The sequence below is a fragment of the Cohaesibacter sp. ES.047 genome (assembly GCF_900215505.1).
Lineage (GTDB): Bacteria > Pseudomonadota > Alphaproteobacteria > Rhizobiales > Cohaesibacteraceae > Cohaesibacter.
Genome location: NZ_LT907844.1, coordinates 3281631 through 3293766, shown reverse-complemented (window position 1 = coordinate 3293766; position 12136 = coordinate 3281631). Strand labels below are relative to the sequence as shown.

General features: G+C 54.3%; 10 protein-coding genes. 6 read left to right on the top strand and 4 right to left on the bottom strand.

Features of this window, described 5'->3' with window-relative positions; all coding sequences use genetic code 11:
- Positions 1-102 precede the first annotated feature (102 nt).
- Together meaB and CPH65_RS14995 are read left to right on the top strand one after the other, a co-directional pair.
- Positions 103-1110, top strand: a complete 1008-nt coding sequence (gene meaB / locus CPH65_RS15000) for a methylmalonyl Co-A mutase-associated GTPase MeaB (RefSeq protein WP_371359341.1) — start codon at positions 103-105, stop codon at positions 1108-1110.
- Between the two features lie 349 nt (positions 1111-1459).
- Positions 1460-2308, top strand: a complete 849-nt coding sequence (locus CPH65_RS14995) for a response regulator (RefSeq protein ID WP_096174550.1) — start codon at positions 1460-1462, stop codon at positions 2306-2308.
- A gap of 13 nt (positions 2309-2321) precedes the next feature.
- On the opposite strand, the gene CPH65_RS14990 is transcribed toward CPH65_RS14995, so the two are convergent.
- The 3 genes from CPH65_RS14990 to CPH65_RS23965 all read right to left on the bottom strand — a co-directional run bounded on the left by CPH65_RS14990 (position 2322) and on the right by CPH65_RS23965 (position 5334).
- Positions 2322-3359 (bottom strand): asparaginase, encoded by a 1038-nt coding sequence (locus CPH65_RS14990; protein WP_096174548.1) that lies wholly within the window; start codon positions 3357-3359, stop codon positions 2322-2324.
- A 124-nt stretch (positions 3360-3483) separates the two neighbouring features.
- Positions 3484-4782: an SDR family oxidoreductase gene (locus CPH65_RS14985; RefSeq protein WP_096174545.1), complete on the bottom strand. Its 1299-nt coding sequence runs from the start codon at positions 4780-4782 to the stop codon at positions 3484-3486.
- Positions 4783-5076: 294 nt separating this feature from the next.
- On the bottom strand, positions 5077-5334 hold the full coding sequence (locus CPH65_RS23965) for a hypothetical protein (RefSeq protein WP_157747718.1): 258 nt from the start codon (positions 5332-5334) through the stop codon (positions 5077-5079).
- 156 nt (positions 5335-5490) lie between these two features.
- On the opposite strand from CPH65_RS23965, the gene CPH65_RS14975 reads away from it, so the two are divergent.
- Complete coding sequence (locus CPH65_RS14975) at positions 5491-6414, top strand: LysR family transcriptional regulator (RefSeq protein WP_096174539.1); 924 nt, start codon at positions 5491-5493, stop codon at positions 6412-6414.
- A gap of 88 nt (positions 6415-6502) precedes the next feature.
- Here CPH65_RS14975 and CPH65_RS14970 read toward each other — a convergent pair whose 3' ends face one another.
- On the bottom strand, positions 6503-6982 hold the full coding sequence (locus CPH65_RS14970) for an Rrf2 family transcriptional regulator (protein WP_096174536.1): 480 nt from the start codon (positions 6980-6982) through the stop codon (positions 6503-6505).
- Positions 6983-7339: 357 nt separating this feature from the next.
- Between CPH65_RS14970 and CPH65_RS14965 the strand changes: the two genes are divergently transcribed.
- From CPH65_RS14965 to CPH65_RS14945, 3 genes are all read left to right on the top strand, one after another.
- The gene (locus CPH65_RS14965) at positions 7340-8332 is read left to right on the top strand and encodes an SLAC1 anion channel family protein (RefSeq protein ID WP_096174534.1); all 993 of its coding nucleotides are present in this window, start codon (positions 7340-7342) and stop codon (positions 8330-8332) included.
- A gap of 681 nt (positions 8333-9013) precedes the next feature.
- Positions 9014-10609 (top strand): acetyl-CoA hydrolase/transferase C-terminal domain-containing protein, encoded by a 1596-nt coding sequence (locus CPH65_RS14955; RefSeq protein WP_096174529.1) that lies wholly within the window; start codon positions 9014-9016, stop codon positions 10607-10609.
- A 703-nt stretch (positions 10610-11312) separates the two neighbouring features.
- The gene (locus tag CPH65_RS14945; RefSeq protein ID WP_096174525.1) at positions 11313-11906 is read left to right on the top strand and encodes a transglutaminase-like cysteine peptidase; all 594 of its coding nucleotides are present in this window, start codon (positions 11313-11315) and stop codon (positions 11904-11906) included.
- The last annotated feature ends 230 nt before the right edge of the window (positions 11907-12136 follow it).

Here is a 12136-nt window from a genome sequence, read left to right as displayed (position 1 = left end):
GATCAATGAGGCGGCGCGCCTCGCGTCCATCAGTCTTGCCAAGCAGGCCGGGGCGCTTTCACGAAAGACCGAACACAAGGGCCTGCGACCTGCGGGCCAAGGATGATCATGGTACCTGCAAATCTCACTGCCGACGAACTTGCCGAAAAAATTCTCGAAGGAAACCGTGCTGCCCTCGCCCGGGCGATTACGCTTGTGGAAAGCCGCAAGGCAGCCCACAGGGTCGTTGCCCATGATCTACTGACCAAACTTCTGCCCTACAGTGGCAAGGCGCATCGCGTCGGCATCACCGGTGTACCGGGGGTCGGGAAATCCACGACGATCGATCAATTAGGCACCAACCTGACCAATGCGGGCAAGAAAGTGGCTGTTCTCGCCGTTGATCCTTCCTCAACGCGTACAGGTGGTTCGATTCTGGGTGACAAAACCCGTATGGAACGGCTTTGTGGTGATCCCAATGCCTTCATTCGCCCCTCCCCGTCCGCAGGCACCCTTGGCGGTGTCGCAGCCAGAACCCGCGAAACCATGTTTCTTTGCGAGGCAGCCGGATATGATGTCATCCTCGTTGAGACCGTGGGCATTGGCCAGTCCGAAACCACCGTTGCCGATATGGTCGACTTCTTTCTGGTGCTGATGCTGCCCGGTGCCGGGGACGAACTTCAGGGCATCAAGAAGGGCGTTCTGGAAATCGCTGACATGATTGCAGTGAACAAGGCGGACGGAGATAACTGGGCTCGCGCCAGAAAGGCAGCTGCCCAGTATCGAGCAGCCCTTCATATCATGACACCGATCAGTCAGAACTGGACGCCACCGGTCATCACGGTGTCCGGTCTGGCGAACGAAAGCCTTGATAAAATGTGGTCACGCGTCGAAGATCACCAGCAAAAGCTGGGCAAAACAGGCGAGCTCGATGCCAAGAGGAGCGGCCAGCAAGTACGCTGGATGTGGTCCATGCTTGATTACCGGATGATGTCTTTGCTCAAGGAGAGCGAAGGCGTTGGCCGAATGCTGCATCAGGTTGAACAATCGGTCAGGTCTGGCACCTTGCCCGCATCGGTTGCAGTCGACCGCGTGATGAGACGCCTAATTGACGGGTTCAAGGACGTCTGATCTTTTGCTGTCCATATCCCCACTGATGTGAAGGGCCGCAGGCCAGATCGAACTTTATGGGCGCTTGCACAAAGCGCCCATATTTACGTAATATTTCAGAATTTTCATTAAGTTGTAGAGACTACTTTTCTTATGACATAATTACTGCATTGGTAATTATGCATTTGATTTAAGGTCAAGCCCCCTCTTGCCGTAAAGCGCAACGAGGGTATATGGGTAAACGTCAAAAAAAATTCTCGTTGAAAAGCCGATACATTCCTTTACCTGAAGGATGTTCGATTTTCTTCAGGTTGTATAAAATCGTCGAGTTTTTGAATTAATTTGAACTTGAAGTGGGGATCAAGTTTCAATGCAGTCAGATGCCAAATCTTTTCTTATAGCGAACCCGGATGCCGATGATGCGTCGGCGCTTAGCACTGCATTGAAGAGCGCTAACCCGAATGTCATGGTCCATCAAGCCAACAGCGGCGAGGCATGTCTCGACGCGCTAGGTAATGGCGCGCACAACCTCTGTTTTATAAATGTTGCCTTTCTGGATACCGATTGCTTTTCGCTCGTTGCCAAGATCAAGGAGCTTAAGTCTCCGCCGCTTTGTGTGCTGACATCTGAAGAATATGATCTGGAGATGGTTGAGAAAGCCAAACTGCTTGGCTTTTATGACTGCATTTTAAAACCCTATGCCAGCGAAGACATGGAGCGGCTTGTGCGGCGCCTTGGGTTTCAGGATGACAACTATCCTGTGCTGATCGTCGATGATTCGAGAGTGACTCGCCGGGTCATTTTCAAGGTGCTGGAAGAGAGCTCCTTTCAGATGACGCTCTCTGAGGCGGCCTCGGGCAAGATGGCCGTCGCTCTTTGCAAAACGATCCCGTTCCACTTTCTGTTCATCGACTATTCGATGCCCGGTCTGAATGGTCTGGATGCGGCCAAAGAGATGCTAAAGAGCTTGCCAGACAGCAGCATCGTGCTCATCACGGCAACCAAGGATCCGAAGCTTCAGGAAGATGCCCTTTTTGCCGGACTGGCGGGTTTTCTGCACAAGCCCTTTTTGCCGCATGATGTTGATGCGATCCTGCATCCGCTGCTCGGACTGCCGCTGCCTAACATTCACAAGCAAGACTTTCTCGATGCTCTCACGCATGCCAACGTCTATGAAAACATTCAGGATAACTTCCGAGACAACTACCTGATGATCTGACGAAAGCGTGTGGTCAGACGGTTTTTCTCTGCATCAGGTGAGACAGCGCTCCGTCGACAAGCTTGATATCGCCAACATGCAGGCCCTTGCGGTTTTTCAGTTTGGGCGCGCGCAAATCCTCCATGGCAACAGCCTCTCCTTCGCTCATGGGCAAAAAGGCATCAATCACCGCCGCCATCATGACTTCCGAGGCTCGTGATGCCCCGTCCCAGCATTTGATGGCAACGCCCAGCCCCTGTTCAGGCAAACTGGCGCAGAAAACCCCTTCTGCACCGGTTTTAACGAACGCACGCTCGCCGAAGATCTCCATGATAGAGGTACAAAAGCGCTTCTTTCCTGCCACCATATAAGGTTCGGCGGCCACTGCCTTTCGTAGACGCGAGGCAGCTTCCGCTCGCTTCGCATCAAGGCCATTGCCTGTGCCAAAGCGCGCGAAAGCGTGGGCCATATTCTGCAAGGGTGTCGCATAGGTAGGAATTGAGCAGCCATCAATGCCGCACAGATCGTGACCGCTTTCGCCTCCGAGTGGCCAGCCTGTCATTTGCTCATAGACCGCGCGGACCTCGCGCTGCACTGGATGCTCGTAGCCTACATATCCGGCTGGATCAAATCCGGCAGCCTGAGCAAAGCACAGAAAGCCGGCATGTTTGCCCGAGCAATTGTTGTGGAGTGGCGATGGCTCAAGGCCCGCCTTGTGCAACCGGGCCTGATCCTCTTTCAGCTCGGGCATCTGGGCACCGCATTCAAGAGCCCCTTCATCGAGACCGCAAGCGGCAAGCATTGCTTTTACGGTCTCCACGTGGACAGGCTCGCCGTTGTGGGACGCACAGGCAACCGAAATCGCCTTGTCATCCAGTTTAAAGGCTTCGACAGCGCCGGATTCGACAAATGGCAATGCCTGCAGCCCCTTGATCGCCGAGCGCCCAAAGACGGGGCTTTCGATATCACCGATGGAAGCGACCAGATTGCCCGCATCATCCACAACGGCAATTGCACCCAAGTGCCAACTTTCCACCCGCATTCCGCGGGTTACTTCTACAAGAACGGCCATTTGGAAGGCTCCCCAAGGTTTACTACGCGCGCCGCATTCAGCATGCCGAACGACTCCGAACAGACCCTAGCGATTGCGCGCTTTGAGGGCAAGCTGTGTGAAAACGGAGAAAGATAAATGAAGTCTAGTGACCGGTGATCAGGCTGCGCGTGAGGATTGCGAGCATCATCGCAGGCACAGCCTTGAGTAGCGCACCGAGCGGATCAATCCAGAGATCCGGAACAAGAAACGTTGCCGTACCCAAATAGATGAGCGTCATCAGAACCATAGCCATGCAAACCTTGCTGGCGAGATTTCTGAACAGGATTGCAATGCCCAGCGCGATATCAATCAACGCCGCGCTGGCCAGCATGAACTGGGATTGCAGGAGCGTCGTTCCCGACCCTTCAAGAAGGGTGGTGGCTTCCTGCATTTGAAACAGCGTTATGATCCCCGTCATCAACCAGAAGAGCGAGAGAACAAGAACCAGCAATGGCAACATCAGTGCCAGTTTCGAGAACCATCGCTCCTGCGTGGTGCTCGGCATCATGTTGAGCGTTTCCTCATAGGGGCGACAATAGCGACCGGAGATGGAATGCCAGAGTGCCGGGTCGCCATTCACGTGCCCCTCAAGCACTTGCAGCGCCGTCGAGCGCAAGGGTGACCGCCAACCAAGATGGCCAAGGCCGTTGGCAACAAGGCTGACAATCCGGCTGCCGCCCTCGCCAAGGCGGATTGTGCGCACTGCAGGTGAAAAGCCAAGCCAGTTGCGCATGCCCGCGACGAGGTCTTCGAAGGTGTGGCTCTCGGCTTCGACAAGATCGATATCAGCATGCGCCGGTATTCGCCCCTCGACAGCCATCAGCGCCGCTTCGGTCAATTCATCGACATGCACGGTCTGCAAGCGCCGATCCGACATGACCAGAGGCTGAAAGATTGGAAACCCGGCGAGCAGCCGCATCAGCGCTGTACCGGAATAGGCCGATGGGGCAAGCACCAGCCCGGGCCTGAGAATAACCCAGTCAATCGAGGAATCCATAACCACGTCATCGCCAGCCGCCTTGGTACGCATGAAGGCGGTGGGTGCATTGGGTTCAGCTCCGGTGGAGGAGATCTGGACGAACCGGACAATGCCGCGTAACTCGCAGGCTTCAAGACAGGCTTTGACGGAGAGATGATGCACGGCGTCAAGATCGATCATCAGACCGTCCTGAAGAGCACTGGCCGCATTGACCACCGCATCCACGTCATCAAGCAAATGGGTCCATTCGGCGTGATTGAGCATGCGCCGCATGTCGCCGGTGTGCCATTCGACCTGCGGCAGAAGGCGTGCAGCAGCCTTGGGCGAGCGCGATAGGCTGACCACCTCGTGCCCTGCCTTCAACAGTGACCGGCAAATTTCCGATCCGATGAGGCCGTACCCCCCTAGAACCAGAATGCGCATGGCTCTTTGTCCATTCTTTATGCGTCACGCGACCAGAGTCGGCTTCAACGACAATTTGTCGACTTTGTCAAAAACACAATTGCAAGACAAAAATCTTGCATGAAATCAATGCTCAATAGGATGCAGGCGAGACTTTAGACGGCAATGCACTCTAGGTCACCACCCCAATTAGCATTAGTCATTGGTCCAGACTGTTTTTCACAGTTGTGTTGGCGCTTGCGAGCAGAAGTGAGGCCAATGGCGGCTTCGTGAGGCTTTGACGCTGTGGTGTCTGCTACTGGCGCGAGGGGGGCATCAAGGATCCTGACCTTTCTGGTCAACGCAGTGGAGAAATTCTCTGGGGATATCATTTGTTTGTTGATGAAACACTCCTCGGCTCTCGCAAGCGCTCAGCAAAAGCAACCAAGACTGCGCGGCGCTTTGGCTGTCATTTGGTGCCCGCTGGAGACCAAAGCTTTCTTGAATCAGGGCCAGCTGAGCCACCGCCGTTTTGGAAAAATTTTGCTCTTTTACTTTGCTCTTTTCCTCTGGCACATATCCGATCTTAATCACCTATAGTTGCGCTCCCGTGCGCGAGGGCAGACGCAGAATGCAGCCGATCATGTGGTCTGCTCCGCTTCCTTGAAACAGGCGTTTTTTCCGTCCGGTCGTCGGTCTGTTTGGTTCACCGGTCGGTTGTGCAAACGCTCCAGTGGACGATTAAATCATATGCGCCATCAAATCGATCTTCTCCGCCCAGCCGCGGTTTTTGCCTCGGTCGTGCAGCATGGCAGTTTTCGGGCTGCTGCCAAGACACTCGACATGTCAGCTCCTCTGGTCAGTCAAATGATCACCGATCTCGAAGCCCGCCTTGGTGTGCAATTGCTCCATCGCACCCAGCAAAAGCCGACCCTTACAGAAGCGGGAGAGCAGTTCTTCGAAACCAGTTCCATGTTGCTCGATGGCTTTCGAGAGGGGCTGGGCAACATCGCTCCGCATCATGCCCATGAGGAAGGCATATTGCGGGTATGGGTGCAATGCAGCTTGGCTTGTGCCCCACTCGCTAAATTCATGAGCCGCTTTCAAGCGGACCATCCAGACATCAAACTTGAGCTTTCGTTCGATGACGAGATCAAACCCAATCAGATTGACGGATTTGACCTCTCTCTTCGTTTGGCTCCACTCGACAGCAAACAGAAACAAGCGCATTTGCTAAAGGAGGTGGAAAGCCGCCTGATCGGCTCAACCTCGCTGGCCCTGGCCTTGAGATCCGCATCGCAATTGTCAGAGCACGACTGGATCAGGCAACCTCTGGTCTCATCGAAGCTGTTGATGCGTCGGCGCGTGTCAGTCCAAACCACTCAGATAAGGGCGCGCCGTCATCTCGTGGTCAACAACAGCGCGATGATCAGTGAACTGGTCGAAGCGGATGCCGGATTTGCAGTGCTGCCGGATGTTGCTATCGATCAGGCCGTTGCAGATGGAACGCTTGTCGACCTGATGCCGGGTTGGATTGCCAGCCGACAGGGGCTCATTGCGACGATATCGCGCGACTGCGGTCAGAAGGCTTTGGCGCGCAAGCTGGCGGATGCGCTTGGAGACTTTCTTCATCACACTGAGCGCCGTTCGATTGTGAATGGTTTGGACCATTGAGAAGTGCTCTGCCGCGCTCTTCCTCGAGCGAAGACCCGCTGCGCGTCTGTTCAGCGTTGCTCAGCGACGGATAGGGGCGACGGATCATTCAGCTGCACTGGGGCTGGTGAATCTTCGTTAAGTCGCTCAACTGCGTATTCAAACCCAGCAGCGGTTTCAGACATTCGGGGTGTGCGATCAGATCTTCGAGCGTATGAGCATCGAGCACTTTGAGGAAGGCGGCTAGTGCGTCCTGCAACAGGACGCGGAACCGGCATTCGTTGATCAGAGGGCAGGTGTTTGTCTCTTCGGAAAAGCACTCGACAATTGTCAGGTTCTCTTCGGTTTGACGCAAGATTTGTCCGACGTTGATGTCGGCGGGATTCTTTGCAAGGCGGATGCCCCCATTGCGGCCTCGAATGGCGTGAATGACCCCGACATGGGCCAGCCGCTGGGCTATCTTGTTGAGGTGATGGCCCGAAATATCATAGGCATCGGCGATTTCAGCGAGGCGAATGGGCTGATCAGGCTTGAGCGCACAATACATCAGCAACCGCATGGCGTAGTTTGAATGCTGGGTCAGTCGCATCGGCTCTCCTCAATCCCCTTCGTACTCAATGTTGATTTCTGCCCGATTCAAGCAAATGCGGAATGTTGACTATTAGACTCCGATTCGGCTCTTTCGAACAGCAATCATGCATTCCCGATCCATGAAGCGCAAAAAACTGTCACCCAGTCCAGCAAGAGACCGGGAATGGACTGGGTGACAGCATCGGCTCTCCTCGTCGGAAAGCGATGGGATATAAATCTGGTCGTTAATTTCAATAATTCGAAAATACTAGAATTTAGCAGTTTCGCACAATTGTCTGATTGCATATGTTGTAGCAGGTAATATAACAAGTATCAAGTTTACTTCTTTATATAGCGCCTTGGCACGGAGGGCAGAATGACGCAACAGGACTCGCAGGCGGTAAACACAGAAACGGAAGTGGTCTCCCGTCTGGAGCATTTTCCCAATGCCTTTTTCGCCATGATCATGGGGCTTGCCGGCTTCACGCTGGCCACCGAACGTCTGGAGAAAAGCCTCGGCCTTGTGCATCAGGCCAGTCTGGTTTTGTTGGTGGTGACAGCCGTGATCTTCGCACTGCTGCTGTCAATTTATGGCTTGAAGGCAATAAGATATCCAGCTGCGGTGAAGTGGGAATGGAACCACCCCGTGCGCATGTGCTTTTTCCCCGCCATTTCCATCGGCCTGATCCTGATGGGAACTGCCATCGGCCCGTTTTCCAAAGGACCGTCGGTCATGCTGTGGGGCGTTGGAACAGCCCTGCATCTTTTCGGCACCCTCGCCGTCGTATCCACCTGGATCGGACAGCGAACGTTCGATACGCCGCAGTTGACCCCGGCCTGGTTCATCCCGGCAGTTGGCAATATACTGGTGCCGATCGTCGCGGGCCACTTGGGCTTTGTTGAAATCGGTTGGTTCTTCTTTTCAGTCGGCATCATTTTCTGGATCGTGCTTCTAACCCTTGTCTTTAACCGGCTCATTTTTCATCACCCGCTGGCAGAACGCCTGCTGCCGACGCTGATGATCCTGATCGCGCCTCCTGCTGTCGGCTTCGTGGCTTATGTCACCATGACCGGTGCGCTCGATCCCTTTGCTCGAATTCTTTATTATTCCGGCGTCTTCTTCCTGCTCATCATCCTGTCCCAATTGCCAAAGCTCTCCCGCATCCAGTTTGCCATGTCGTGGTGGGCCTACAGCTTTCCGATGGCGGCTCTGACCATTTCGACTTTGCTGTATGCGGAAAAGACGCAATCGGAAATGCACGAAATCGCCGGCATCGCATTCTTCGGCCTGCTCGTGCTGATTATTATCGGTCTGCTGGCCAGAACGGCAAAGGGCATTGCTCGTCGGCAAATCTGCAAACCGGAATAGCCGACACTAGACTCAAATAAGAACAAATACCGCTTGGCACACGATCGTGCAGCGACCCGCCATTGGCGGGAAGATGGCGCGGATTTTCGTGCCAAGCAGGTTTCGTGATGATGCGACGATTTATACCGACTTTATCCTCACCTATTTCGTCAAAAAATATCCATATGTTTCAATTACTTAAACGGTAGAAAAATTTACCAGCCACCAAACACCTCCTTATACTTTTGTACGAATGATCATCCTCAAAGACTGAAATATCTACTAAGGGTATGTACCTCCATGTTCAGGACGCGACAAAGAGACGCGACAAGGCATTGGGTAGGCTGTCCACGTGGGAGGTGGGAGTGGCTTTATTTGCTGACTTCAGCAACGACACACCAAACAGCAAAATCTGTCAGGCTCCAAGCCTGAAACAGGACGCATGCCTTCGCACTTATCGCACCAAAGGCGCTATCGATAGCGATCGATACCACAAGGCATCCTTGTGCCCCGCTTGCTCCTCTTATCGTCCGTCCACGTCCTTTCTGCTTCATGCGAAAAATCAGATCGATCCCCTCCGCCGCTGCGGAGGGAAGAAAGATCGCCTCTTTACTCACATGATTGCATTTCGGCCACGCGTGACCCGCTCCCAATCCGCATGGCTCCCCGTATATGAGAGAATCCTGACAGGAGAATACAAGAATGGGTAAGTTTGGAACACTGGAAGAACGCGTCCGTTGCCAGTTCCTTATGAACAAGGTCATGAAGGTCGAGGATACGCTCGACATGTTCAAGGACGGCATGAACCTTGGCTGGTCCGGGTTCACCCCGGCGGGCTATCCGAAGGCGATCCCCATTGCTCTGGCTGATTATGTCGAGGAAAACAATCTGCAGGGGAAGATGCGCTTCAACCTGTTCATTGGTGCATCTGTCGGCGCAGAGACCGAAGACCGCTGGGCTCAGCTGGATATGATCGACCGGCGCTGGCCCTACCAGACTGGCCGCAACATCGCCAAGGCCATCAACGAGGGTCGCATTCGCATGGGTGACAAGCACTTGTCGCTCTTTGCTCAGGATCTGGCCTATGGTTATTACACCAAGGACACCAAGTCTGGTAAGCTCGACGTTGCAATCATCGAAGTATCCGGCGTTACGGAAGATGGTGCCCTGATCCCGTCCGCGTCCGTTGGCGTGATCCCGGAACTCATCCAGACCTGCGACAACATCATTCTCGAAGTCAACACGGCGATGCCATCGTTCGAAGGCATGCATGACATCATGGTGTTGCATGCACCTCCGCACCGCGAAATCATTGGCATCACCAAAGCGAACAGCCGCATCGGCATGCAGTGCGTTCCTTGTGATCCGTCCAAGATCGTCGCTATTGTCGAATCCGAGTATACCGACAAAGGCCGTGCGCTGTCTGGTGCTGACGAAGGCTCTATCGCCATCGCCGGTCACCTGCTCTCCTTCTTCGAAGACGAAGTGAAGGCCGGCCGCCTGCCCCACAACCTGCTGCCGCTGCAGTCCGGTGTGGGCTCCATCGCCAACGCGGTTGTCGGTGGCCTTGCGAAGGGCCCCTTCTATGACCTTAGCGTCTATACCGAGGTGCTGCAGGATGGCATGCTGGATCTGTTCGACTCCGGGCGCCTCAGTTACGCCTCCTCCTGCTCGCTATCACTCTCTGAGCACGAAGGCATGCCACGCTTCATCGAGAAGCGGGAGTTCTATCAGGACAAGATTATCCTGAGACCGTTGTCGATTTCCAACAACCCCGAGGTCGCCCGGCGTCTTGGTGTGATTGCGATGAACACCCCGATCGAGATCGACATGTATGGCCATGCCAACTCGACGCTCGTCGGCGGCACACGCATCGTCAACGGCATCGGCGGGTCTGGTGACTTCCTGCGCTCGGGCTTCCTGAAGATCATGCATACCCCTTCGGTTCGCCCAACCAAGACCGACCCGACCGGCATCAGCTGCATCGTGCCGCATGCCCAGCATATCGACCATACCGAGCATGACCTCGACGTGGTCGTGACCGAGCAGGGTCTGGCTGACCTTCGTGGTCTCTCGCCAAGGGACCGTGCCCACTCGATCATCAACAATTGCGCCCATCCGGACTACGCAGACATCCTCAACGAATATTTCAATATGGCCGAAAAGGATTGTCTTGCTCGGGGTGTTGGCCACGAGCCGCAGCTTTGGGATTGCGTCTTCAAGATGCAGCTCAATCTGGCAAAGAACGGCACCATGAAGATCAAGGATTGGGACGTCAAACTCGATCTGTGCGAATAAGCTCGACGGCGCGAGGCAGGCCAAAGGCCCTGACCTTGTCATTGGGATAATGAGGAAGAACGGCGAGCTTTGGCTCGCCGTTTTTTTACATGAAGACTATTATCGTTGAAATTTCATATAGTTAAGCTGAAACATTGAAGGTTCGATTCGCCGACTTAATGTCGTGATTCATGCATTTGAGAGATTGATTCAGCTTGCTGAGAGTCCGATTCAAGTTCCTTACAAAGTGATTCAGACCAGCCGCCCGGAGTTACGCCTTGCAAATGCGAGGCTTTTGCCAGCGCCTTAACAAACTCCTGTCGCAATCGCTCAAATTTTTGATCCGCGATCAACGCTTTCATAAGCATGACCGAACAAAGCGGTGCAGTCTTTGAATTTTCGGTCCGTGCCGAATGCCGATGAGCCCAGAGCTGTCGAACTCACTCATAGTGAACGAAGGCTAAACGCAAAGGAACCACACCCCAGTTTTTGCCGTGAGAACAACAGCTTGCGATGCGGCCAGTCCAGCATGAGAGAAAACGCGTAACCTTGCCCGCAGCCGCTGTTGAGCAGGGTTAATGAACACTGAACTCTCAGTCCAAAAACTCAAGTAATTTCAAAGACCTTCTTTAAAACGCAGCCGTAACCTGAACCTCAAATTCAAGACGAGAGGTTCGAGTTGAGCGTTCGCACCAACATTTCCAGATATCAAGCCGTGGGAAGCATGGCCTTGGGGGTGCTTTACAGCATACTGTTCAGCACTGGCCATGCTGGCGCCACAGGCACCTTCATGCAGGTTCGCGAACTGACAAGTATTCCAGCAGGACATGCTTACTATTGTGCAAGCAACCCCAAAGCCTGTGCGCGATATGGCCGTGGTGTCATAGCGCTCACACAACAAAGCTGGGATCAGCTCGTTGAGATCAACGCCCGTGTAAATCGATCCATTACTCCGGTTGAAGATGGCATCGACGACACATGGTCGGCCTACGTCAGCCAGGGGGACTGCGAAGATTATGCCCTCACCAAACAGCGTGAGCTGTTGCGCGCCGGTTGGCCATCAGATGCTCTTTTGCTAACGACGGCCTATCTGAATGATGGAACCTATCACGCTGTCTTGCTGGTTCGCACCGATTGGGGCGAGTTCGTGCTCGACAACCTCAACCCTGAAATCCTGCCATGGCAGGATGTGAGATATCACTGGAACAAGCGTCAGGCGGTGGGCAATCCGCATGCCTGGCAACGCATTGCCGGGGCACCGGTCACCAGCGCAGACCAGCCACTTGCCGGGCTTCAACTGCGCCCAGCACAGCCCTAGAGGCACACAGAAATTGGTGGCAAGCAGCCACAGCCTCTTACTCCCGGAGGTAAAGACGACTGCATCGATTGCAGTGTCGGGACTATGGACCCTTTGATGATCTGGCGGAGGAGACCCCCAAGCATTCGGCAGGGCCATATTCAGGGAGACCAATCCAACCTGAGCTGGGACGGCTCACTCACACGCTGTCCTCACTGACCCCGGACTTTGTTCGGGGTCCTTCTTGTTTT

Bases quoted from the DNA above. Each gene is read 5' to 3' on its own strand.
- CPH65_RS14985 (WP_096174545.1), bottom strand. From the start codon at position 4,782: ATGCGCATTCTGGTTCTAGGGGGGTACGGCCTCATCGGATCGGAAATT.
- CPH65_RS14955 (WP_096174529.1), top strand. From the start codon at position 9,014: ATGGGTAAGTTTGGAACACTGGAAGAACGCGTCCGTTGCCAGTTCCTT.
- meaB (WP_371359341.1), top strand. From the start codon at position 103: ATGATCATGGTACCTGCAAATCTCACTGCCGACGAACTTGCCGAAAAA.
- CPH65_RS14970 (WP_096174536.1), bottom strand. From the start codon at position 6,982: ATGCGACTGACCCAGCATTCAAACTACGCCATGCGGTTGCTGATGTAT.
- CPH65_RS14995 (WP_096174550.1), top strand. From the start codon at position 1,460: ATGCAGTCAGATGCCAAATCTTTTCTTATAGCGAACCCGGATGCCGAT.
- CPH65_RS14975 (WP_096174539.1), top strand. From the start codon at position 5,491: ATGCGCCATCAAATCGATCTTCTCCGCCCAGCCGCGGTTTTTGCCTCG.
- CPH65_RS14965 (WP_096174534.1), top strand. From the start codon at position 7,340: ATGACGCAACAGGACTCGCAGGCGGTAAACACAGAAACGGAAGTGGTC.
- CPH65_RS14990 (WP_096174548.1), bottom strand. From the start codon at position 3,359: ATGGCCGTTCTTGTAGAAGTAACCCGCGGAATGCGGGTGGAAAGTTGG.
- CPH65_RS14945 (WP_096174525.1), top strand. From the start codon at position 11,313: ATGGCCTTGGGGGTGCTTTACAGCATACTGTTCAGCACTGGCCATGCT.